This window comes from Fulvivirga lutea, assembly GCF_017068455.1.
In the GTDB taxonomy this organism is placed as follows: Bacteria; Bacteroidota; Bacteroidia; order Cytophagales; family Cyclobacteriaceae; genus Fulvivirga; species Fulvivirga lutea.
This window is the reverse complement of the sequence record NZ_CP070608.1, coordinates 1,011,921-1,036,277: the sequence shown is the minus strand read 5'-3', so window position 1 is coordinate 1,036,277 and position 24,357 is coordinate 1,011,921. Positions and strand designations below refer to the sequence as shown.

Here is a 24,357-nt window from a genome sequence, read left to right as displayed (position 1 = left end):
CAAATACTCTAATCACTAGTCTTTTTTGAGTAAAATATAATTGAAAGAAGCAGCGCAAAAGGTAGTATCCCATAATACCTGTTCAAAACATTTTCTGTTAAAAATGCCATGCAAAAGGCTCCTAGGACGAGTATAAAAACATAATTATTGTTTTTATAAGCTAAGACAAAAAGACCCATTATCGATGCTATAAAAATTATCAGTCCGAATAACCCAAAAGATATCCAAGTGTAGAGATATTGATTGTGAACACCAAAGTTCATAGCCTGCGCATATTTAAAATTTACTTTTTCTAGCTGAGCATTAAAGCTAGATTCATAGTCTCCAGTTCCAACTCCCAGCCAAAAATCAGTCTTAATAACCTCCCAACCACATTCCCACAATGCAAGCCTAAGAGTTAGTCCATTCCAATTTTCTGAACTTACTTCGGCATTAAAATGATTTACGGGGTTTGGATTATCAAATTGATATTCAAAGCTGCTGAACATACTTTTAAACCTATTGTATGTTTGGGGAAATGACATTATACCGATTACAAACAATGTTAAAAGTGTCAATAGTAATGGTATAGTTGTTTTGCCTTTGTATTTGGAGCCTAAATACACCATGAATATGATTACTAGAAGGGCAAGAGTTAGTATAGAAATTCTTGTTGCCAATAATAGTTCACAGGTGATTAAAAATAGTATCGCAGGATATAGATAATACTTCTTATAATTATCTAACAGAAAGCTAACGGCAAGAATAATACTAACATTAACAATAATAGCAAAATATGCTGCCTGAATACCAACTATCGATGTAAGATTATCATTAAAGAAGAATCCTGAATCACCAGATTCCCAATATTCAATCGTTGAATTAAACAATCCAAATATCAGAACTGCAACGCAACCATAGACAAACGTTTTCTTGATATTCTTAAATTGTATTTCATTAAAATTGACAGTTACAATTACTACTGGTAATAGTAGAATTAGTAACCTCATTTCTACAAATTTAAAGCCTTCGCTTAAATCGTAGGAATGAACTAAACCAAGTACAGTAAGAATGAAGTAGGATATTAAGAATAGAGTTGCTTTCTTATTGAATGCATTTTTTATTTTACTCATTAAATCTTTATCAATCAACCAAAAAACTACCATAGCTATGATCAATAAATTGGCCAGCTTTGCTTGTCCAAATAAAAAGGCTATTATGGCTATGCTCAATAACCAGAAGTTTACCTGATTACGCTTAATTTTTGACAGCAATTGATTCATAAACCTTATTATATAAGTCTCCCATCGTTTTAAAATTATGATTTGATTCGCACCGTTTTTTAGAATTAACACCCATCGCCTGAATTTTAGCAGGAGATTCTATCAAATTGGTGATTACATTAATCGCTTCATCTTTAGTTTCAAACAGATATCCGTTCTCCTCATTTGTAACCAAATCTATATTGCCAACACATTTGTTAAGAACTAGACATTTACCGTAATTCATAGCTTCTATTACCGCGAATGGTTGGCCCTCCCAAAGTGATGTTGATAGATATAAGTCTAGTTGAATCAACTCATCTTTCAATTCCTGCTCACTCAGCCAACCTGTTATGGTAACATTATTAAAATCATATTTAATATTTTGTTTCTCACCATCACCAATCCATTTAAAAAAAATCCTTTTATCATTTTTAAAGTGTTCAACGATTTCAAAGAATAATCTTGGGTTCTTTTGTTCGGTTATTATTCCGACAGTGCCAATAATTAATGGACTATTAATAACAGTGTTAACGTTTTCAGTCAGCTCAATACCATTATTGATATAAGAGTTTTTTACACCGATTGTGTTAAATGCATCACTTTCTGATTTACCGCAACAAACTACTTTTCCGGAAAATTTACTAGCTATTAACTCCAATTGAGAATAGACTCGCTTTGATATGTAATTAATGTCTTGTCTAAGAAATGATGCTCCATTGGGAGTGTAAATTATATTCGTTAGGCCTAAAATTCTACCAACCAACCTACCAATAAAACCGGCTTTGGAAGAATGTAAATGGATTGCATCAAATTTGTTAGAACTTAAAAACCTGTAAAGCTCAATTCCCGCTCTTATGTCTTTTATGGGATTAATTGATCTAACTACATTTCTCCAAACGAAAAACTTGACCCCTTTAGGAAACCTATTCCTTACTGACTTTATTTTATCGTTGGTTGTTCTTTTACCATGAAAAATAACATGCTCGTTATCTGGCTGTGACTTTGTTATATTAATTATGAAGGTAACAATACCCGAAGAAAATGGCTCTACTACATGAAGAATTTTCATCTATACACCCTTTGTTTAACCCTTGACAGAACAGAATAAGGAAGTAGCATTAATATCATCACCCTTAAAACCCCTACAAAAAAATACAGACTATAATCTCTATACTTAAACAAAAGCAACAGTCTATTCCATAATTGCTTTCTTCGTTTTTTCACTGAAATACCATAGGGCCTCCATTTAACCTCCGTCAAAACTTCAGGAATATTGGCCGTTTTACCCTTATTTATAAATCGCATAAATATTTCATAGTCTTCAGCGGCTTTGAACTCGTAAGAGTATAAACCTATTTTTTTGAATGCTTCATATCTAATTAATACAGCTGAATGAATAAATGGGACTCTAATAAACCTTCTTTTTAACAACAGATCATGACTAACAGGTAGCTTCAATGTGTACAAATAGTTAGAATTCTCATCTGAATATTTAACCCAGGAACCCACCAAATCTATTTCTAGATTACTTTCCAAAAATTCTATTTGTTTTTGAATTCGATTATTTATGCATAAATCACCACAATCGATTCTCAAAATATAACTTACATTTAACGAATCGAAAATGAATTCTAAACCAAAATTTAATGCGTGTTCAACCCCCTTGTTCGATTCCAACTCCAATAAATGAACCTTAGTTTTAACACCTTTGGCTCTAAATTCCGCCTCTATTTTTGACTTTTTAGGAGTATTAAAATTCAAACTACCATCATCAACAATAACAAGGTGCAGGTAATAATTGCCATTATCAATACTTTCTAAAGTGGAACTTAACCCAATAGGATCATTATAATGTGGTAATAAAACTGCTATGTGTATCATTTTTGACTTACACTACTACATTTACGCAAACGATTGCTTTAAGAATAGTACATTTTTAAATTTAAATTTTATTATGTTTTTATATTAATTTAAATTTGCAAGCTAGTTTAAGTAAATAATGCAGCATAGGTATTCGAAATATATAGACATAATCGTATTTATAGTTGATGCGCTATTGCTGAATATTTCATTTATCATAGCCTATAAGTTTAGTTTTGGCACAGCCCAGGGACTATTTACTTATCCATATTCAAATATCCTTTTATTTACTAATATTACTTGGGTAGCACTATCATTTCTTGGCAAGCCCTTCAGAATATCGCGTATTTCAAAATTATCGGAAATACTAAGGACTATAGTAAGATTTATTGTAGTTCAGCTATTCTCAATATCTGCAGTACTTGTTTTCATCAACCAATTAACGTATTCGAGACAGCAATTAATTACAACATATGTTGTATTTCCAATTCTAATACTTATTTGGAGGGTAATTTTTATCTATTCAATCAGACTATATAGAAAGTTTGGATATAATTATAGAAACGTTGTAGTGGTTGGTTATGGTGATATTTCTGAAGAACTCCAGAAATTTTTTAGACTGCATCCAGAGTTTGGATTTCGATTCTTAGGTTTTTTCGACAATGGTTCACATAATAAAATACAAGGAAAAATAGAAGACCTTAAATACTTTGTAAGAACGAATAGAGTTGATGAAATATACTGTTGCTTACCTTATGTGAAATATTCAGCAATTCAGAATATAATCTCCTTTGGAGAAAAAAACTTCATCAAAGTTAAGCTAATAGCAGATTTTAGAGGTTTCCAGAATAAAGGTTTGGAAATTGAAAGTTATGATAGTATTCCTATTCTGAATGTTACTTCCTTTCCATTGGAATTTCAAAAGAATAGAATCGTCAAAAGAGCCTTTGACATTCTTTTCTCTTTAATAGTTATTATCGGAGTCTTTAGTTGGCTATTCCCAATTATTGCCATAGCAATTAAACTGGACTCCAGAGGTGATGTTTTCTTTAAACAGATTAGATCAGGAAAAAGTAATAACGACTTCTGGTGCTGGAAATTCAGAACTATGAGAAAAAATAAGAATGCTGACACCAAGCAGGCTACTTTAGGAGACGAGCGTGTTACAAGAGTAGGTGCATTTTTAAGAAAAACAAGTCTGGATGAACTTCCGCAATTTTTTAACGTTCTTATGGGCTCAATGTCGGTAGTAGGACCTAGACCACATATGCTTCACCATACAAAAGAGTATTCCAAAAAGGTGGAACGTTTTATGGCAAGGCATTTTGTTAAACCGGGAATAACAGGTTTGGCACAGGCTAAAGGTTACAGAGGTGAAACTCCCGATGTTAGCTTTATGAAAAACAGAGTTAAATTTGACAGATTTTATATTGAAAACTGGTCTCTATTTCTAGATTTAAAGATTATAATTTTAACGATTCTTACTCTTGTTAGAGGAGATGAAAACGCCTATTAGCCATTGAATTACTTAGATACTTTCTTTCTTCTTTAGCACTATCATACTTTCTATTCCCTATTGCCATTAGGGCTTTAGAATGGAAGCAAATTCTTGATTCCCCAGATCAAAGAAAGATTCATAAATTCAAAACCCCAAGCATGGGTGGTATTCCAATATATATTGGAGCAGCCTTTTCCTTGATTTTCTGGTTTAGTTCGAACAGCACATACAATTACTTATTTAGCGCTCTCACAATATTTTTTATAATAGGTATAAGAGATGATCTCATTCCAATGAAGCCCATATACAAGCTTCTTGGGCAATTAGTACCTATAATAATGGTTGTTTTATTTTCTGATATTAAACTTCATTCGCTTTATTCATTGGCCGATGTGAATTTTAATATTTGGTTAACCTTAGGTATCAGCGCATTTACATTAATTGTGATAACCAATTCTTTTAATTTGATTGATGGGATTGATGGGCTGTCTGGAACATTAGGATTTATAATCATTGGATCCTTTGGTATATGGTTCTATTTTGCTGGAGTCACAAACTATGCCTTCATCTGTTTTTCGTTTATTGGTGGAATTGCAGCATTTTTAATGTATAATTGGCATCCTTCGAGGATATTCATGGGCGATACGGGAGCTCTTATGATTGGATTCCTTATTGGTTGTCTTTCTATATCTTTTATCAATATTAATTTTAACCTCAATCCTGGTAACGAAATTAAATTTTCAAGCTCAATCGCAACTGCGATTTGTTTATTAATTGTACCATTAACTGATACACTCAGAATATTCATTTTACGGGTATCTAGGGCCAAATCGCCTTTACATGCAGACAATAATCACATACATCATGCTTTGCTAGAATTGGGGCTAAATCACTCGCAATCAACATTAATACTAGGAGGCGTGAATCTTCTATTTATAGGGTTAGCTATTATTGGTAAAGGTTGGAATGAATATCAACTATTATTTACATGCATACTTTTAGTACTTGTACTTCTGTTTGTACTCCATAGATTAGTCAAAGCCAAGACACAGAAAAGAACTATTTAACAAATTTTCTTTATTGTAAGAGAACATTTCGGGACCAGTGCCCCTATAAACACTACCCCCTGCTGCTTCAACTACCGCTTGTCCGGCAGCAGTGTCCCACTCCATTGTTGGGCCGTGCCTGTAATAGACATCAGCTTTGCCCTCAGCCACCATACAAAATTTTAGTGAACTGCCCACAGAAATACTATCAACAACATCGTACTTCTCTAATACGCCCTCCTCTTCAGGTGAGGCATGTGATTTGCTCCTAACAGCTATTCGATTTCCTTTTTTATTATTAACAGCAAGCTCTTTTTTAATATTTGCCATTAGTTTAAAAGCACCTACACCGAGTTCTCCAAAATATAACTCATCAGAAACAGGAGTATAAACTACACCAATTATTGGCTTACTTTTCTTAATGACTGCAATATTCACAGTGAATTGACCATTTCGGTTAATAAATTCCTTGGTCCCATCAAGAGGATCAATCAAAAAATAATAATTATACTCTCTACGGACTTTATAGTCGGGTACTTCACTTTCTTCAGAAATTATAGGAACCTCAGGATAAGCATTCTCAAGCTCTCTGGCGATTATTTGATGAGAAGCCTTATCAGCCAAAGTCAATGGGGAGTCATCTGCTTTATGGTCTACGACATTAAATTTATTAGGATCATTATATATTTCGAGAATCTCAGAACCCGCCTTTTTTGCAATATCAATTAGTAAATCTTGATTAAATTCCATTTCGTTAGTTTGGCCTACAGTATTTGATGAATATTTACTATTTAGACTATTTAATAGTAATTTTGCTGGCCAAAAATATCCATAATGGCAGAGAATATTCACCCAATTTTTGATAAATCGTTAAAAAGCTCGGATAAAGAGGTATTGCTAAATCAAAAGGGTATAGTCATTTGGATGATTGGTCTGTCTGGTTCGGGTAAAAGTACTTTGGCAACAGGACTTGAGAATATGCTTCACCAAAAGAATGTATATACAATGCTATTAGATGGTGACAATCTTAGAACTGGCGTAAACAACAATCTGGGATTTAGTGAAGAGGACAGAACGGAGAACATCAGAAGAGCGGCTGAAACTGCCAAACTATTTGCTAATAATGGTGTGGTTACTATTTGTTCCTTTATTAGCCCAACTAAGGAAATTAGAGAAATGTCATCAAAAATTATCGGTGATAAATACTATGAAGTTTTTGTTAGTTGTCCATTAGAAATCTGCGAGGAGCGAGATGTCAAAGGGCTGTATGCAAAAGCCAGAAGAGGTGAAATCAAAAATTTTACTGGTATTGACTCCCCTTTTGTTGAGCCAGACAATTCACAACTTGTTTTAAAAACAGATCAATTATCTCTTGAGGAATCACTAGATATTTTATTTAATAATGTCATAAAAAAAGTAAAGGAATAATTTATGCCCTCATATAATTTATCACATTTAGATCAACTAGAAGCTGAAGCAATTTTTATTTTCAGAGAGGTAGCAGCGCAGTTTGAAAAGCCTGTCATTCTTTTTTCAGGTGGAAAAGATTCCATTACTATGGTACATCTCGCCAGAAAAGCATTTTGGCCTGCTAAAGTGCCATTCCCGCTATTGCATATAGATACAGGGCACAATTTCCCCGAAGCACTGGAATTTAGAGATAATTTGGCTAAAAAGTATAACGTGACCTTGGATGTGGGGCTAGTTCAAGATTCAATTGATAGAGGAACCGCTCAGGAAGAACGCGGAGTTAACCCAAGTAGAAATTCACTTCAGTCAATAACTCTTCTCGAAAAATTAGAAGAAGGTGCTTATGACGCTGCTTTTGGTGGTGGCAGAAGAGATGAGGAGAAAGCGCGAGCTAAGGAACGATTCTTTTCACATAGAGATGATTTTGGCCAGTGGGATCCAAAAAATCAAAGACCAGAGCTCTGGAACCTTTATAACGGTAAAAAAGCAGTTGGTGAATCATTCAGGATTTTCCCAATCAGTAACTGGACTGAAATGGATGTTTGGCAATATATCAAAAAGGAAAAAATAGAACTGCCAAGCATTTATTTCTCTCACAAAAGAAATGTAGTGAATAGAGGTGGCGTATGGATTGCTGAATCTCCTTACAATACATTATTAGAAGGCGAGAAATATGAAGAGCGGGTTATACGCTACCGTACATTAGGTTGCATGACCATCACTGGGGCTGTAGAATCAGAGGCAAGCACATTAGATGCTATTATTGAAGAGGTAGCTGCAGCAAGGCAAACAGAGAGAGGAAACAGGGCCGATGACAAGAGGTCCGAGGCAGCAATGGAAGACAGAAAGAAACAAGGTTATTTTTAGAAAAGAAACATTTAGCGAATAATGAGCGATTCAACTAAAGGATATATGGACATGGACCTTTTAAGGTTCACCACTGCAGGAAGTGTAGATGACGGGAAAAGCACACTAATCGGGAGGTTAATGTATGACACCAAGTCTATTTTCGAAGATCAGATTGACGCGATTGAGCAATCTTCACAAAACAGAGGCGATGAACATGTAAACCTTGCGTTACTAACAGATGGGTTAAAAGCCGAAAGAGAACAAGGCATCACCATCGATGTGGCATATAGGTACTTTGCAACACCGAAAAGGAAATTCATCATTGCAGATACTCCCGGACATATTCAATATACAAGAAATATGGTTACAGGAGCTTCCACGGCTAATTTAGCTATCATCTTAATAGATGCTAGAAAAGGAGTAATCGAACAAACTAAGAGGCATTCATTTATAGCTTCTTTATTGCAAATAAAGCATGTCATTGTATGTATCAACAAAATGGACTTGGTTGATTATTCAGAAGAAATTTTTGAACAGATTAAAAAAGAATACCTGGGTTTTGATGCTAAATTGGAAATACCTGATATCAGATTCATCCCTATTTCTGCGCTTCATGGTGATAATGTGGTTAACAGGTCAGAAAATATGGATTGGTATCAAGGACCATCACTCCTTTGGACGCTTGAAAATGTGCAAATAGCTTCTGACAGAAACCTCATTGACAGCAGATTCCCGGTACAGTGGGTAATTAGACCTCAGTCGGATGAATATCACGATTTTAGAGGTTATGCTGGAAATATTGCAGGAGGAGTATTTAGAAAAGGTGAAGAAGTTGTTGTATTACCTTCCGGCTTTACTTCCAAAGTTAAGTCTATCTCAACAATGGATGGCGAGCTTGCCGAGGCATTCCCTCCAATGGCAGTAGCAATTACTTTAGAAGATGAAATAGATATCAGCAGGGGTGACATGATTGCCAAACCTAATAATCAGCCTAAAGCTGAGCAAGACATTGATATGATGATTTGTTGGTTAAACACCAATGCACTAAAGTTAGGTGGTAAATACTTAATTAAGCACACTTCAAACGAAGCAAAATGCATCATTAAAGATGTTCGATATAAGGTAAATGTGAATACCTTAGAGAAATCTGAAGATGATAAAGAAATTAAGGCAAACGATATCGCAAGAATTCAAATAAAAACAGCAAGGCCACTTTTCTTTGATTCTTACCGAAAAAACAGAAACACAGGGTCTGTTATTTTAATTGATGAATTCAGCAATGAAACTGTAGGTGCTGGAATGATAATATAAATATGAAGGATAAGGTTAATAGCATATTAAAGGATATAGAGTCAGCAACGGCTAAAACTCAAGATGAGCTAGAATCATATAGAATTAAATTCATCAGCAAAAAGAGCGTAGTTGGTGAGCTGTTTAATGAGCTTAAAAATATACCTAACGACCAAAAGAGAGCATTTGGCCAAGAGATAAATAAGGTAAAGCAAGCAGCTCAAGATAAATTTCAGGAGTTGATTGAATCATTGGAAACTCAAAGCTCTTCAGGTTCTTCCAATCATATCGATCTAACCTTACCCCCCACAGGAGAGGCTGGCAGTATCCATCCTTTGAATATTGTTAAAGGCAACATTATAGAAATTTTTGAGAGACTTGGCTTTAATGTAAGTGATGGGCCTGAAATTGAAGATGACTGGCACAATTTCACTGCACTTAATTTCCCTGAAAACCATCCGGCTAGAGAAATGCAGGATACTTTCTTTATTGAAAGAAATCCGGATATGCTACTCAGAACGCATACTTCAAACGTGCAGGTAAGACTCATGAATAACAATAAGCCCCCTTTTAGGTCAATCATGCCAGGGAGGGTATTCAGAAACGAAGCAATATCAGCCAGAGCACATTGTGTATTTCATCAAATAGAAGGACTTTATGTTGATGAAAATGTAAGTTTTGCTGACTTAAAGCAGACGCTATATCATTTTGCGAAAGAACTATTTGGACCTGAAACCCAAATACGCTTTAGACCTTCTTATTTTCCATTTACTGAGCCAAGTGCTGAAATAGATATTTCATGCCAAATATGCCATGGAGATGGGTGTCAGCTATGTAAATACTCCGGCTGGGTTGAGATAGCAGGATCTGGCATGGTGGACCCTAACGTGTTGGAAAATTGTGGCATTGACTCTGAGAAATATACCGGATTTGCATTTGGTATGGGTGTTGAAAGAATTACACAGCTAAAATATCGAGTAAACGATTTACGTTTATACACTGAAAATGATATCCGATTTTTGAAACAGTTTAAAACAGCAAATTGATAACCACTGTTGATGATATTAAAACAATAGGAGTTGTAGGCGCAGGCACCATGGGCTTGGGCATTGCTCAAATTGCCGCTATGGCTGGCTTTAAAACAATCCTTTTCGATATTGATCAAGAAGCTTTAAATAAAGCAGAAAAGACTATTGTTAAAAACCTCGACAAAGGAATTGAAAAAGGAAAGGTAACAGTTGAAACTAAAGACTCCACCCTTGCATTATTATCTTTTGAATCAAAATTAGATAATGTAATTGCTGACTTTATTATTGAAGCAATTGTAGAGCGATTGGACATTAAGCAAAAAGTATTTAACACTTTGGAGGAAGTTAATTCTGAAAATACAATTTTAGCATCCAACACCTCCTCTATTCCCATCACACAAATAGGAGCTAACCTAAAGGTCCCGGGCCGTTTTGTAGGTATGCACTTTTTCAATCCGGCACACATAATGAAATTGGTGGAAGTAATTTCCGGGGCAGCTACGAGTAAAACAACGGCTGAAGTTACTTACGAGTTATCTAAAAAGTTAGGCAAATCGCCTGTAATGGCAGCTGACTCTCCTGGCTTTATTGTAAACAGAGTTGCAAGACATTATTACGTAGAGGGATTAAAAGTATTGGAAGAAGGAGTAGCTGACGTAAAAACTATTGATACCTTAATGCGCTCTAGTGGATTTAAAATGGGGCCATTTGAATTAATGGACTTAATTGGAGTTGATACCAACTTCTCTGTAACTACATCCATGTTCAACTCATTTTATCAAGATTCAAAATTCAGGCCTAGCAGAATTCAACAGCAAAAAGTTGATGCCGGACATCACGGAAGAAAATCGGGAAAGGGTTTTTATGACTATTAATAGTTTTCTTAGCATAATAGTGCTTTCATTAATTCTTATTTCTTATAGTGGTTGCGAAGAAGATACTTCTGACATCCCCTTACCTTTCACTGACTTTCCAGACATATCCATCAATCTAACCTTGCCGGAATACCAAGACTTACGAACAGCAGGATATATTTACATTGAAGGTGGAGTAAGAGGAATTATAATCTATAAGGAATCTGACACAAATTACATCGCCTACGAAAGAAACTGCTCTTTTGAACCTAACTCTGCTTGTGCGACAGTAGATGTTCATTCCTCAGGGTTCTATATGGTAGACACTTGTTGCGGTTCTAATTACAACTTTCCTGATGCCATTCCAACAACGGGTCCTGCCAGATCACCTTTAAGAATTTACGAAACTTCACTTTCAGGGAGTACATTAACCATCAGAGATGAATCTGCTAATGGCAGGTAACATTACAGCAGGTTATCAATAATTTTATTGATATCGTATCCTTCAGCCTCGGCCTTAAAGTTTCTTACCAACCTATGCCTTAAAGTTGGTTTGGCTACCGCCTGAACATCAGCTATATCCGGTGAATAGTTACCATTAAGAAGTGCATTGCACTTAGCACCTAATACAAGGAACTGCGATGCTCTGGGACCAGCCCCCCATTCCAGGTAATCATTTGTAATTTGTGTTGCTCGCTCAGTGCTTGGTCTGGTTTTTTGAACCAGATTTACAGCATATTCTACCACATTATCAGCAATAGGCACTTTTCTTACCAAGTGCTGGAAATAAGTGATTTCATCACCTGATAGTATGTGAGATACCTGTGTAGTAACATCAGATGTAGTATTTTTAACAATATCCAACTCCTGATTATAACTTGGATAATCCAATACCACATTAAACATAAATCGATCAAGCTGGGCTTCTGGTAAAGGATAGGTACCTTCCTGCTCAATTGGGTTCTGAGTTGCTAACACAAAGAACGGTCGATCTAAACTATGCTTTTGTCCACCAATGGTTACAGCATATTCTTGCATCGATTCTAACAGAGCAGCTTGAGTTTTAGGTGGTGTTCGGTTTATTTCATCGGCAAGAATAATGTTGGAGAATATTGGCCCTCTAATAAATTTAAAGTTCCTGTCTTTATCTAAAGTTTCTGCTCCAACAATATCTGACGGCATTAAATCAGGCGTAAACTGAATACGATTAAATTTAAGATCAAGTGCCGATGACATAGTTTGTATAAGGAGCGTCTTGGCAAGGCCTGGAACGCCTACCAATAAACAATGACCTCCACAAAATATTGAAGTGAGTAACAGTCTTACTACTTCATCCTGGCCAACTACTACTTTCGAAATTTCCTTTTTAAGAGAATTATAAGCCTCGAACAAACCATCAGCAGCTTCTACATCTGTCTTAAATTCTTTCATAAACTTTAGTTTTAAGTAGTAGTTACGAAGTAACTATTTATTAGTTGAGAATGCCACAATAATCATAGGTATCATCAATGCTAATAAATACATCATTTCTTGCCTTATCGAACCATTCACTTAAAATACGTGATTTCTTTTCGTTTAAAGTAGCAGCTTGAATTTTTTGCCAGTCTTGCTTCAAATTGGCCTGATGAGGACTAACCTTAGATTTATAATATAGAATTCTTACAGCCTCTTTTCCGTCATCCCTTCTGAATTTTACTGGCTTACTAATATCACCTACCTGCATACTATCAATCGTAAAAAATATTACCGGATCTAAATCTTCTACAGAAATTTTAAATCCCCCTTGGCTATCAGTAAAAAAGCCACCACTTCCGGCAGTTCTTTTATCTTCTGAAAATTCCTTCGCTGCCTTTTCAAACGTAATACTATCCCTAACAATTAATTGCCTGATACTATCGAGTGAATTGCTCGTTCTTTTTATATCTGCTTCAGAAGGATCAGGAATGAGAATGATATGTCTGGAATTATACTCATTTCCTCTTCGCTCAATCAACTGAACAATATGTATTCCAAACTCTGTTTCAAATGCATCAGAAATTTGATTAGGCTTTAACTTTAACGCATTTGCTTCAAATTTCGGAGCCATGGCGCCACGTTGAGCAAATCCTAAATTTCCGCCATATTTAGCACTTGGCCCTTGTGAATACTCTCTCGCCAGTGCTTCAAAACTTTCACCTGCCTCTGCGCGCTTCTTTAGTAGATTAAGCTTCAGTTTTAACTCATTTTTACTTTCAGCACTAATGGTTGGGATTCTCACTATTTGACCTACTTCTACCTCGGTAGAAAAATATGGTAGACTGTCTTTAGGAATTTTGGCAAAGAACTTCTTCACCTCAGCGGGTGTCACCTTCAAATCCTTAATAATCTCATTCTGCATTGTTTCAACAGTGAGTTGCTCCTTAACATCGTCCCTGATATCTTCTTTAATATCATCTAAAGATTTTCCATAGTACTGTTCCAGTTGCTCCTCTGATCCTCCATACTGTGAAAGAATAATCTGCATTCTTCTGTCGAGGTTATTATCAACCAACGCATCACTCACTTCTACAGAATCTATTTCAGCTTTGGCCACCATAAGCTTACCACTAATTAACTGAGCTAAAATACCGCATTTAGCCTGCGATGATGCTGAATTTCCACTTGACAGGTAGTTCATATAAGCCCTTTCAAGGTCTGATTTTAAGACTATGTAATTATCAACCTTGCTGATGATTTCATCGACCATTACCCCGCCTTCCTGGCCGAAAGAAGGTATCATACTCAAATGAAATAGTACTAGTAGGAATATATTTCTAATAAATTTCAAACTCTTTGTTTGTCTTTGCTCGCTCATATAAATCTTCTTCTAACTGCTGTGCCAACTGCACTTTTCTCTTATTAATAATGATGTTTTTAATGTCCTCCTTCACAAACTCCAGAGGAGAAGTGTTGTCCGATATTCTGTACTCCTCAATTTTAATGAAATACCTGAATTGCAAGTCGGATGTTTCTATGTACTTATTATTCTGTAAATACTGAATCTTATTGGGTATTTCAGCCAAAGGTGAGTTCTTAATTACTTCATCAAATACCATCCAAACTGAATCGTTTAACTGGTAAGTGGCCGCGAAACTTAAAGCATAAGAATTTAGCTCTTCAATTTTATCCTGCTTTTTAGAGTTAATCAGATTTTTAACTTTATCTATTTTTGGCGCCCCAACAGGTAGTTTAATAAACTTTCCTCTGATGATGTTTTGCTTAAGTAAGAAATTATCAATGTTCTCTTTATAATACTCTTCAATTTCAGCATCTGAAACTTCCTTATCTAGGTTTTGATTAATGTAATAAGATTGGTATTCGTAGCCCATCAGGCTAAATCGATAGTCAAGAATTTTTCTTTCAATTTCGGCTTCATCAAATTCAATCTTAGTTGCTGCCTCCTGAATGAGTATTTGTTTACGTACCCAGTTATTAACAAACCTCATGGTTCTCTCAGTACTATCTTCAGAAGTCATTCCTGCAGTAGCAATACCTTCCAAATCATCCGGATATAGAAACTGATCTCCCACTCTTGCTACCGGTTCGGGCATTGTCTCTTCAGCCACAACATCTTCTTTCATTTTAATTAAATCGCAAGAAGAAATTAATGCTACAAGTAAAATCAGTACTGCTTTATTGAACCAACTGTTCATAGACTTTATTTAGTGCTTTTTGATTAACGTTGACTGAATACTTTTCTTTTAATGTTTTGAGCCATTCTTTCTCCAACTCGTTTTGGTAATCTGAAATTACAGCCCCTTTTGCCTCATTCAATTTTTTTATACGAGGTTCCTCCACTCCTGAAATTACAACTAAATGATGCTTGCCGGCATATTCAGTAGTATACACACCAACTTCCCAATTCACTCTATCCAAAGCTTCGATGACTCCTTTTTCAAATAGCCCTGATTCAGTTTGCAAAGTTACAGAACTACCTGAATTATAGGTTTTATATAGATTTTCTTTCCTTAAATAAGTACTATCTTTTTCTTCGATAGCCTTCTGTATTCTTGATATGATTGATTTGTCTGAGGCACTGTACAACTTCACTTCTGCTCTTTTACCCCACATATAATCCTCTTTATGCTTTTCATAGAAGTTGGCCAGCCCTACTGAGTCTTCAATGGCTTTATTCCATACCTCTTCTTCCATTAACTGAAATAGTAAAATTCCTTCATGGTATTCTTTCACTAGCATTTTATAATCAATATACTTATCTGCCAGATGATCCTCCTCATATTTCTTTATTTGAATATTTTGAAATTTTTCAAATAATAAGTCTATAGTATACCCAGGTGAAGATGATTTACTTTTGTCTTCTTCATTAACAAATTCTACAAACTGATTGGCTGATATTTCAGAGTTACCAATAGTTAATAGATTATCAGGGCTTTTCTTTCCTAATTCAGGTTTCCAATTACCTTTTAGGACACTGCTATCTGCCTTTTCTTTAAGTAGTTTATAGGCTTTTTCATTTACTGAAAATCCATTTTCCTTCTTCAGCCTCTGAATCAGTACCTTTTCGTTTAATTCGGACCTAACATCTTTGCTAATTCTTGCCGAGATCATATCCTTCATGTTATCAAAGGAATCAATGCCTTCTCTTTTTACTAGCTTAATAATGTGCCAGCCATACTTAGTTTTGATTGGGTCTGAAATCTGTCCTTCATCCTTTAATTGAAAGGATGCCTCCTGGAACTCAATTGGCATTTGACCAACTGAGAACGCCCTTAAAATGCCTTTTGTATTTTTACTATTTACGTCTTCAGAGTATTGCTTAACCAACTCATTCCAATCTACACCACCAGTTGCCTGCTCATATATTTCAAATATTTTATCTCTCACAGTTGTGGTATCCGCTTTATGTCTTAGCATAATATGAGCTACTTGTACTTTCCCATTGGCTGGCCTTTTATCCAGAACTTTTACCAAATGATAGCCGAATTGAGTTCTTACAGGCATACTAATTTCTCCTTCCGCAGTGTTATAAGCGGCCGACTCAAAAGGATAAACCATCTGAAATGATGTAAAATATCCTAAGTCACCGTTATTGATTTTAACCGATGGATCATCGGAGTATTTTTGGGCAACCTCGTTAAATGGCTGTCCATTAACAATCATTTCCCTTACCTCCAAGGCTTTATTGTATGCTTTGAGGGTGTCTTCTTCATCCAGCTTAATAAGTATGTGTTGTGCTCTTATTTCCTGCTTGAATCTGTTATAGGCCTCTTCAATAAGGCGATTTGTAACGGCATTTTCTGTTAGGTATGGTTTTTTCAATTGTTCAATATAACCGTTCAGTTCCTCCTTGAAAGCATCAGATTGGTCCATCTTCCGATTTTTAGCCTCTTTAATTTTTAGCTTAAAGTTGATAAAGAGGTCAAAGTAATTCTCGATATCCTTCTTAGTGAAGGCACTATCGTTATTTATATTATTCTTGTTATATACATATTTGAATTCTTCTACAGTAACAGATTGATCTTCTACGGTGAATAGGATATCATCCGCTGTTTTCTTCTGTCCCACAGCTGAATGGCTTACTAGAATTAGTGCTAGATATATAAAAAATAACTTTTTAAGTACCATAAATGGTTAGTTTGAAAAACCCTGCAATTTTAACGATTTTGTAGGAAAAAGGAGTGTATTACGCCACTTGTATCTTTTTTGTCATGCGGCAAATGTTTTTTGTAGGATCTTGAATAATTTGAATATTATCCATTATTCTTTTAACTAATATTAACCCTAAGCCTCCTTTGCGTTGCTTTTTAATAATATCTTCGAGCTGAGGTTCTTCATAATTGCTGATATCAAAAATCTCAGCCTTATCAATTATATCGAAAATAATGCCCACCTCCTGATCAACATTAATCACAATTTCTATAGAATCCTTGGCATTACATTGATGTGAATGAATAATTAAGTTAGCACATACCTCATCGATGGCAAGCACTAAGGTGCTTGAGTCAATTTCAGAGAGGCCATGCTTATCTAAAATCTCTTTTACAAAAGATCTGATATCCCTAAGCTTCTCTTTTTTACAAGGTACTTTATAACTATACTTCATTATAGCGCCTCTTTAGCCTCTTCCTTCGAGTTTTTAATTATTAATAATTGATCGAGGCCCAAGATTTCAAAAACATTTGCCACCTTCTCATTCAAGCCATAAAAAACTATATTGATTTCGTGCTTCTTAAATTCCTCTATATACGACATAAATACTCCTAAACCAGCTGAAGAAATATATTCAAGGGAAGAACAGTCGACCAGGAAAGACTTACGGCCGCTTTTAACAGCTTCATCCATGGCGTTATCCAACTCTATAGATGAGCTTGCATCTACCTCACCTATTATATTTATTAAATCGTAACTACCTTCCTGAATTCTCTTTACGTCAACCATATCTCTTTTACGTATTGTTTATACTAATGTTTATCTAATCAAGATTCTCTAAATTTTATTACCACTGTGGTATAATCGTCATCTATAACAGGAGTTCCTGTGAACTCATATAAATCGTCAATAATCGCTTTCTGGATTTCTTCAGCAGTGCAATTCACCGTTTTAGTCACAGCTTCCTGAAGTCTTTCATACCCGAACTCATGCCCCTTCATATTCTTGGCTTCAGTTATACCATCCGTATACAGTATAATTATATCCCCCGGCTTGTATGAAAACTTATTTGGCTGAATAAAGTTTGCAAAATCTCCATTTCGTAAGATTCCAAGACCTAACCCCTTATTTTGAAAGAACTCCCATTGCTTCTTTTCTGAATCGAAGTACAGCGTTGGGCAGTGACCAGCTCGGGCAAATTCAACCACTTTCTTTTTTGTATCTACTACAAAAAAAGAGGTGGTGATAAACGAAGTTTTGTCTAAGCACTTGCTCAGCGCTGTATTGGCCTTCACCAAAAACTCTTTAGGCTCAAGGCCTAATTGTGCCAAACTTTGGAATACCCCTTTCATTTGCGACATGTGAAAGGCCGCTGAAGTTCCTTTACCTGAAACATCACTAATGATTATCGCTACTCGATGATCATCGATTACCAGTGTATCGTAATAGTCACCCCCTACCTCATCGGCTGCTTCTGAGAATGCGGTGACTTCAAAATCTTTACTAACTGCCAAGTCCTTTGGAAGCAAACTGCTTTGCACTTTTTTGGCAATTTTTAATTCCTCTTTATATCGCTCGTTTTGTAGTGCCTCTGAAAGTAGTCTAAAGTTTTCAATCGATATCCCAGCCTGATTACTAAATGCATCAATGATATTGGCATTTTCTTTATTAAAACCATCGCTTACTTCTTTTAACAATGCCAAAGTAGCTTCTTGCTTTCCTTTCACATGTACAGGAAAGGCGATCATAGATCTGAAACGTGTTGCTTTTAAAGTTGCTAAGTACTTGCCTAGGTTCTTTGTTCTATCACTGCCTTTGTCAAGAATACCTTTGATGTTATTATCAACAAAATGTTTCTTAATCTTTAGAATTTCATCTTCCTCTATATGATGGGTGAAGAAAGTACTGCCACTTCGGGTATCGTGTAGTTCTATCCACGCAGCATCGGCAAAAACAGTACTTACTGAGCTTTCTAATAAAATGTCATAAACACGCTCTTCATTCTGTTCAGTCTGGATACTCTGGCTTAAACGCTGGAAGTTTAAAACCTCCTCTAACTTTTGTTCGAAAACAGATGAGGTTGGTAGATTAAATAATATTACTAGTAGTGAGAACAGTGCATACACAAAAATGAAACTGATCATTGATGTTACGAACACACTATCTCTAAAATCCTGAAACTGGTTTGTCTGCTCTGAAATATCTACTGAAAAACCGTATAAAGTGACACTGAAATAGCCAAGATAGAACATGGCCAACGCTATCAACAGGATACTTTTCCACTTTTGTTTGAAATTAAGGTATGCCACCCATTTCATATTGGCCGAAAGGAATAGACCCATTAAGATCAAAATAGTTATGTAGTATTCTCTAAACCATACTACAGCCGGTCCGCCAAAGAGGCTATACACTAAACTACCTAACAAGGCATATTCAAAAACCTTCCAGGTTGTTAGTAAAAATTTAGATTTTTGATAGAGTATGAGCCGCTTCCAAACCACAAATGTGGAAACCAGGAATGATATGATTAAACCAAGGTTTACGAGGTATAGAAAATCAAGAAACACCACATTGCCCGCTAACTTTGTGTTGCCCAATAAGTTGAGTATCAGACGAAAGAATAGTGATACTATTGTTACAACAAGTCCGGTAACAAATACCTTCCAGAGTAAGTCAACAAAGTTGATGCTTTCGGCCTTTTCAATCTTGAATTTATAATATAGGAAAACTGAAAATGCGAAAAGACTGAGGAGTATTTTAGGTACTTCGTCATCCACACTTGGGTTGATGCTGCTCGTGCTGCTAAAGACAATCGAAAGATCAGTAAATACTAATGCCACCCACGAAAGAATGGACACAAGTGTACTTAATCTGATTATAGCTTTAGCACTTAACATAGCAGCCTTGAAGATAATAAATATTGGATTTACAATAAGTTAATAAATGCAAAAAGCGGAGTAAACTCCGCTTTTATTCTCTATACTAACTAATGTTATCTGCTGTAGTTAGGCGCTTCTCGCGTGATAAAAATATCGTGCGGGTGGCTTTCATTTACACCAGCCGTTGTGATTTTTACAAATTTAGCCTCGCTCAACTTTTCAATGTTTTTAGCACCACAGTATCCCATGCCAGCTTTCAAACCACCAACTAATTGATACAACACTTCAGACACCAATCCTTTATATGGTACTCTTCCTACAATACCTTCAGGTACTAACTTTTTAATATCATCTTCAGCGTCCTGGAAATATCTGTCTTTAGAGCCATCTTCCATAGCTTCTAACGAGCCCATACCTCTATATGATTTGAACTTTCGGCCTTCATAAATTATAACTTTACCTGGAGCCTCTTCTGTACCTGCCAAAAGTGAACCTACCATTACACTTTGAGCGCCACCAGCTAAGGCTTTTACAATGTCGCCAGAGAACCTGATACCACCATCAGCAATAACAGGTACACCAGAGCCTTTAATGGCATTCGCTGATTCGTGTACTGCTGAAAGTTGTGGAACACCCACACCAGCAATAATTCTAGTGGTACAAATACTACCAGGACCAACTCCAACTTTGATACCATCAGCCCCGGCATCTACTAATGCTTTTGCCGCCTCTCCTGTTGCAATGTTACCAGCAATAATTTCTAAATCGGGATAAGTCTTTTTAACCTCTCTAACCTGATCTATTACCCCTTTTGAATGACCATGAGCAGTATCGATACTCACAACATCAACTCCTGCATTTTTTAGCAGCTCTATTCTTTCTAATATATCTGGTGTTACACCAACTGCAGCACCTACTCTTAGTCTGCCATATTCATCTTTACATGCAAATGGTTTATCGCGCTTCTTAAGAATATCTTTATAAGTAATCAATCCTGTAAGAATGCCCGACTTGTTTACGATCGGTAGTTTTTCAATTTTATGTTGCTGAAGAATGCCTTCGGCTTTCTCCAAGTTAATATTATCCTCTTCAGCAGTAATCAGGTTCTTAGATGTCATTATGCTTTTTATAGGCGTTGACATGTCTTTATGAAACCTTAAATCACGATTGGTGATAATACCAATGAGCTTGCCTGCTTCATCAATAACCGGAATACCTCCAATTTTATATTCGCGCATAATATTCTCGGCATCCATCACTTTAGAGTCAATATTCAAAGTAATAGGATCGAGGATCATGCCGCTTTGTGACCTTTTCACTTTACGCACCTGGCTGGCTTGTTCCTCTTTGGTCATATTCTTATGAATAAAACCAAGACCACCCTCAAGTGCCATAGCAATGGCTAAATTATATTCAGTTACAGTATCCATAGCAGCGGACACTAATGGAATATTCAATCGTATATTTCTTGTTAATTGGCTTGAAGTATCTGTATCTCTGGGTAGAACTTCTGAGTAGCCTGGCTGAAGAAGCACGTCATCATACGTTAGTGCTTCAGGAAATCTAGAATTGTCTGGTGACATAGCAAATAAGCGTTAATGTTATTTGCCGTGCAAAGCTACAGAATACGACTTTATTTAATCATAAATTTTGAAAAAAGAATTTGAGCCATCTTCTTTCGTTCTTATTATCTTTATCTGATAATCGTACCTTGTTAAGAAACACTACTATGTTAAAATCACTAAGCACACTTTTACTATTATTGATATGTGTCTCATCTACATTTTGCCAAATACAAGAAGGCAAAGCTTCCTACTATGCTGATAAGTTCGAAGGCCGACCAACAGCCAGTGGGGAAAAATACAAGCATTCTAAGCTTACTGCCGCTCATAAGACACTACCCTTTGGAACGATTGTAAAAGTCACGAACGTTAAAAATAATAAAACTGTAGAGGTAAGAATTAACGACCGTGGACCATTTGTAGAGGGTAGGGTAATAGACCTATCGAAATCTGCAGCTGAGAAACTGAATTTTATTAATGATGGCTTGGCCGATGTTAAAATTGAGGTGGTTGATGCTGGTGATGGTAAAGGTGGTGGATTGAGTCAGCCTGTAGGCCATGTATCGGTAGACGAGCGGGAATTTTATGAATTTGATGTGGATCGCATAGACCCAAAGGGCTTTGGAGTTCAGATTGGTAGTTTTAAGGAATTAGCTAACCTTGTTCGATTAGCAGATAATTTAAAATCGAGTTACCAAAAGGAGGTGACAGTGCAAGTGAAGGTGTTAAACGGAGTAAAGATTTATACCATTGTAGTGGGTGATTTTAAAAACAGAGAAAAAGCCTCTGAATTTAAAGCCAAACTGCAAAGGAGATATCCGGATGCATTTATTGTGGATTTCGCTAAACTATGAATTTTAGAATTCCATCAGTATTCATACTTCTTTTTACTTTCCTGAATGCGTACAGTCAGGACTCGCTCGTTTATAAAAGTGAACTCCAATACAATTCTGATTTAGAGAAAGAAATAATTGACAAGTATATTTCTGAAGGAGAAACGGATTTCGTTGGACTATTCTTTGCACTCGATCCGGAAGCTACATCTCAATCTTACAAAGTAGCTAAAAAGTCCATCGAAAGTTTTTTAAATGAACTTAGCACCAATAAAGCACTTGGCAAAAAACCTGAGAAAAAAATTAAATTCATCTACGAAGAGGTACACGACCATTTTTTCGACCAATACTTAGCTGAAAATCATTTTGCTGATATTTTTGAAAATGGCAAATACAACTGCGTATCGGCAACTGCTCTTTACGGTATTTTTTTCGAGCAATTAAATATACCTTATACAGTAAAAGAAAGACCCACACACGTGTATTTGGTAGCATACCCTGCAGCAGAGCAAGTATTAGTAGAAACCACTGACCCGCAATTTGGTTTTGTGAACTACTCTGACAACAGCAAACAGGAATTAGTGAATCAATTAGCGAAGGCCAAACTGATCAGTAGTTCTGAAATGCGTACTCAAACAACAGAAGAACTTTTTAGAAAGTATTATTTGTCTGATGAAGATATTAATCTCACCAACCTCATTGGCATACAGTACATGAACGATGCCATTTACAGGATTATGAACGAAGATGTTTTAGGTGCTTTTCAACAAGCAGAAAAGGCCTGGCTTTTTTATCCTTCAGATAAAACTATAAACTTTTGGCTGGCGAGCATCATTCAATATTTGGTTGATCATGAATATGAAGATATTGTTTCAGCGGATTTACTTGTGCGACTTGGGAGAGCTGGAAAGCTCGACCAAGACCTGATTATCAGTGAATTTAGCCGAATGATTAACATACTGTTGGTAGATAAAAACCAGCCTGAAAAATTAGATGCGTATTATGAGCTTATTGAAACAAAAACGAACGATGCGAAATTGCAGATTGAATTCGCATACATCTACAATTATGAAAGGGGGCGAATTTTGTATAATCAAGCCAAATACAGTGAAGGTTTGAGCTTCTTTCGTAAAGCTTACGAGGCAAAACCTCAGAATCAGGACATTAATAATTTATTGATTAACACTTTAGCCAAGACACTTTTTACGTCCAGCAATGAAGAAGCACTAGTTAAACTTGAAGAATTCAAAGAAATCTATCCTGCGCTACTTGAAAACAATTATTTCAAAAGTATGCTTGCCAATACTTACCTCGTGCAATTTGGCAAATACTTCGACCTTAAAAATGAAAAAGAAGGACTGAAATATAAGCTGCTATTTGAAGAGCATTATGATCCTGAATTGAGTATAGATCATGGAAATTTAGGCAGAGCCTATTCAATTACAGCCGTTTACTATTTCAGAAAAGGATATACAGCTAAGGCACGATCAATACTAAATGAAGGCCTTAATATGTCGCCACATAATCATGAATTGTTAGTAAGGAAAAGTATGATCCGCTAAAACCCTCTATTTTCAATGGCAAGGTTGTGTTTAGCCTGTGTTATATACGGATTGCCCAATCGAGTTTTCACAACAGCCAGCACCTTTATTTCTTCCATCACAAATGTGCCCTCCGGTAAATTGTAAGTCAGCTTCATTACACCAGGTTTGTAATTAGATCTGGCTCCAAATTCAGTTACAAGGCAACCCTCTTCAGAGAGGGGTGTATTTATATAATAATCGACATTTCTACTTTTATCAGACATTAATATCTCTAAATCGTACTTACCGCTTTTTAAAATGTTATCATTAGTTTTAAACACAATAGAGGGGTAATTCTTCTTTTTCGAACCGTCCAATAAATACTCTACAAGGCCCTGGCAAGGCATGTCGTTATTATAAGGAATCTCAGCCATGAGTTTCCCATTCTGACGATACTTCTTTCTTATGCCGTGAATTTTATTCTCTACGTATGGAGTGGACTGATATACATTTCCATTTTCATAATAGGTAATGGCCTCGCCATGCTTTTTACCCATTTTATAGTCAATCTTTTGCCTCAAAGTACCGTCTTCATAATAAGTTTTTGCTACTCCATGGCGAACACCATCTTTATATGTGATTTCATTTTTTAATACATTATTGGCTCTGTATTGCTTCACAACGCCATCTTTAATTTTCTTGCCACCCTTTTTCTTGTTTGATTCAAACATATCACACGAAGAAAATAAAAGGGCCACCAGTAGCAGAAAAAGATTAGATTTCCTCATAAAAT

General features: G+C 35.8%; 23 protein-coding genes. 10 read left to right on the top strand and 13 right to left on the bottom strand.

Going from position 1 to position 24,357, the window contains the following annotated elements:
- Nucleotides 1–8: 8 nt before the first annotated feature.
- The 3 genes from JR347_RS04800 to JR347_RS04790 are packed head-to-tail and all read right to left on the bottom strand — an operon-like array spanning nucleotide 9 to nucleotide 3,125.
- Nucleotides 9–1,262: an O-antigen ligase family protein gene (locus tag JR347_RS04800; RefSeq protein ID WP_205722913.1), complete on the bottom strand. Its 1,254-nt coding sequence runs from the start codon at nucleotides 1,260–1,262 to the stop codon at nucleotides 9–11.
- Nucleotides 1,237–2,313: a glycosyltransferase gene (locus tag JR347_RS04795; protein WP_205722912.1), complete on the bottom strand. Its 1,077-nt coding sequence runs from the start codon at nucleotides 2,311–2,313 to the stop codon at nucleotides 1,237–1,239. The genes JR347_RS04800 and JR347_RS04795 overlap by 26 nt, the downstream gene beginning before the upstream one ends.
- The gene (locus tag JR347_RS04790) at nucleotides 2,310–3,125 is read right to left on the bottom strand and encodes a glycosyltransferase (RefSeq protein ID WP_205722911.1); all 816 of its coding nucleotides are present in this window, start codon (nucleotides 3,123–3,125) and stop codon (nucleotides 2,310–2,312) included. The genes JR347_RS04795 and JR347_RS04790 overlap by 4 nt, the downstream gene beginning before the upstream one ends.
- Before the next feature lie 118 nt (nucleotides 3,126–3,243).
- On the opposite strand from JR347_RS04790, the gene JR347_RS04785 reads away from it, so the two are divergent.
- The gene (locus JR347_RS04785; RefSeq protein WP_205722910.1) at nucleotides 3,244–4,620 is read left to right on the top strand and encodes an undecaprenyl-phosphate glucose phosphotransferase; all 1,377 of its coding nucleotides are present in this window, start codon (nucleotides 3,244–3,246) and stop codon (nucleotides 4,618–4,620) included.
- 140 nt (nucleotides 4,621–4,760) lie between these two features.
- Nucleotides 4,761–5,669, top strand: a complete 909-nt coding sequence (locus JR347_RS04780) for an MraY family glycosyltransferase (protein WP_205722909.1) — start codon at nucleotides 4,761–4,763, stop codon at nucleotides 5,667–5,669.
- Here JR347_RS04780 and cysQ read toward each other — a convergent pair.
- Nucleotides 5,634–6,398, bottom strand: coding sequence for a 3'(2'),5'-bisphosphate nucleotidase CysQ (cysQ, locus tag JR347_RS04775; RefSeq protein ID WP_205722908.1), 765 nt, complete (start codon nucleotides 6,396–6,398; stop codon nucleotides 5,634–5,636). The genes JR347_RS04780 and cysQ overlap by 36 nt on opposite strands.
- Nucleotides 6,399–6,482: 84 nt before the next feature.
- Here cysQ and cysC point away from each other — a divergent pair, with 84 nt between their 5' ends.
- Genes cysC through JR347_RS04745 form a run of 6 tightly spaced genes read left to right on the top strand, consistent with a single transcriptional unit; the run spans nucleotide 6,483 to nucleotide 11,602 of the window.
- On the top strand, nucleotides 6,483–7,076 hold the full coding sequence (gene cysC, locus JR347_RS04770; RefSeq protein ID WP_205722907.1) for an adenylyl-sulfate kinase: 594 nt from the start codon (nucleotides 6,483–6,485) through the stop codon (nucleotides 7,074–7,076).
- Nucleotides 7,077–7,079: 3 nt separating this feature from the next.
- Nucleotides 7,080–7,985, top strand: a complete 906-nt coding sequence (gene cysD, locus JR347_RS04765) for a sulfate adenylyltransferase subunit CysD (protein WP_205722906.1) — start codon at nucleotides 7,080–7,082, stop codon at nucleotides 7,983–7,985.
- Between the two features lie 21 nt (nucleotides 7,986–8,006).
- The gene (gene cysN / locus JR347_RS04760; protein ID WP_205722905.1) at nucleotides 8,007–9,278 is read left to right on the top strand and encodes a sulfate adenylyltransferase subunit CysN; all 1,272 of its coding nucleotides are present in this window, start codon (nucleotides 8,007–8,009) and stop codon (nucleotides 9,276–9,278) included.
- Between the two features lie 2 nt (nucleotides 9,279–9,280).
- On the top strand, nucleotides 9,281–10,303 hold the full coding sequence (gene pheS, locus JR347_RS04755) for a phenylalanine--tRNA ligase subunit alpha (RefSeq protein WP_205722904.1): 1,023 nt from the start codon (nucleotides 9,281–9,283) through the stop codon (nucleotides 10,301–10,303).
- Nucleotides 10,300–11,160, top strand: coding sequence for a 3-hydroxyacyl-CoA dehydrogenase NAD-binding domain-containing protein (locus JR347_RS04750; RefSeq protein WP_317192614.1), 861 nt, complete (start codon nucleotides 10,300–10,302; stop codon nucleotides 11,158–11,160). The genes pheS and JR347_RS04750 overlap by 4 nt, the downstream gene beginning before the upstream one ends.
- Nucleotides 11,150–11,602 (top strand): hypothetical protein, encoded by a 453-nt coding sequence (locus JR347_RS04745; RefSeq protein WP_205722903.1) that lies wholly within the window; start codon nucleotides 11,150–11,152, stop codon nucleotides 11,600–11,602. Before JR347_RS04750 ends, JR347_RS04745 begins: the two co-directional genes overlap by 11 nt.
- Before the next feature lie 2 nt (nucleotides 11,603–11,604).
- On the opposite strand, the gene JR347_RS04740 is transcribed toward JR347_RS04745, so the two are convergent.
- The 8 genes from JR347_RS04740 to guaB form a co-directional block, all read right to left on the bottom strand.
- On the bottom strand, nucleotides 11,605–12,570 hold the full coding sequence (locus tag JR347_RS04740; protein WP_205722902.1) for an AAA family ATPase: 966 nt from the start codon (nucleotides 12,568–12,570) through the stop codon (nucleotides 11,605–11,607).
- A gap of 40 nt (nucleotides 12,571–12,610) precedes the next feature.
- The gene (locus JR347_RS04735; RefSeq protein ID WP_235689759.1) at nucleotides 12,611–13,897 is read right to left on the bottom strand and encodes a peptidylprolyl isomerase; all 1,287 of its coding nucleotides are present in this window, start codon (nucleotides 13,895–13,897) and stop codon (nucleotides 12,611–12,613) included.
- Nucleotides 13,898–13,931: 34 nt separating this feature from the next.
- The gene (locus tag JR347_RS04730; RefSeq protein WP_205722900.1) at nucleotides 13,932–14,810 is read right to left on the bottom strand and encodes a peptidylprolyl isomerase; all 879 of its coding nucleotides are present in this window, start codon (nucleotides 14,808–14,810) and stop codon (nucleotides 13,932–13,934) included.
- Complete coding sequence (locus JR347_RS04725) at nucleotides 14,791–16,743, bottom strand: foldase protein PrsA (RefSeq protein WP_205722899.1); 1,953 nt, start codon at nucleotides 16,741–16,743, stop codon at nucleotides 14,791–14,793. Before JR347_RS04725 ends, JR347_RS04730 begins: the two co-directional genes overlap by 20 nt.
- Before the next feature lie 58 nt (nucleotides 16,744–16,801).
- Nucleotides 16,802–17,221, bottom strand: a complete 420-nt coding sequence (locus tag JR347_RS04720) for an ATP-binding protein (protein ID WP_205722898.1) — start codon at nucleotides 17,219–17,221, stop codon at nucleotides 16,802–16,804.
- Complete coding sequence (locus JR347_RS04715; protein ID WP_205722897.1) at nucleotides 17,221–17,556, bottom strand: STAS domain-containing protein; 336 nt, start codon at nucleotides 17,554–17,556, stop codon at nucleotides 17,221–17,223. Before JR347_RS04715 ends, JR347_RS04720 begins: the two co-directional genes overlap by 1 nt.
- A 38-nt stretch (nucleotides 17,557–17,594) precedes the next feature.
- Entirely contained in the window at nucleotides 17,595–19,664 is a 2,070-nt protein-coding gene (locus JR347_RS04710; protein ID WP_205722896.1) for a PP2C family protein-serine/threonine phosphatase, read from the bottom strand.
- A 95-nt stretch (nucleotides 19,665–19,759) separates the two neighbouring features.
- On the bottom strand, nucleotides 19,760–21,229 hold the full coding sequence (guaB, locus tag JR347_RS04705) for an IMP dehydrogenase (protein WP_205722895.1): 1,470 nt from the start codon (nucleotides 21,227–21,229) through the stop codon (nucleotides 19,760–19,762).
- Between the two features lie 146 nt (nucleotides 21,230–21,375).
- Between guaB and JR347_RS04700 the strand changes: the two genes are divergently transcribed.
- Both JR347_RS04700 and JR347_RS04695 read left to right on the top strand, forming a co-directional pair.
- Entirely contained in the window at nucleotides 21,376–22,062 is a 687-nt protein-coding gene (locus tag JR347_RS04700) for a septal ring lytic transglycosylase RlpA family protein (RefSeq protein WP_205722894.1), read from the top strand.
- Entirely contained in the window at nucleotides 22,059–23,603 is a 1,545-nt protein-coding gene (locus JR347_RS04695) for a tetratricopeptide repeat protein (RefSeq protein ID WP_205722893.1), read from the top strand. Before JR347_RS04700 ends, JR347_RS04695 begins: the two co-directional genes overlap by 4 nt.
- Here JR347_RS04695 and JR347_RS04690 read toward each other — a convergent pair.
- Nucleotides 23,600–24,352 (bottom strand): toxin-antitoxin system YwqK family antitoxin, encoded by a 753-nt coding sequence (locus JR347_RS04690; RefSeq protein ID WP_205722892.1) that lies wholly within the window; start codon nucleotides 24,350–24,352, stop codon nucleotides 23,600–23,602. The genes JR347_RS04695 and JR347_RS04690 overlap by 4 nt on opposite strands.
- Between the last annotated feature and the right edge of the window lie 5 nt (nucleotides 24,353–24,357).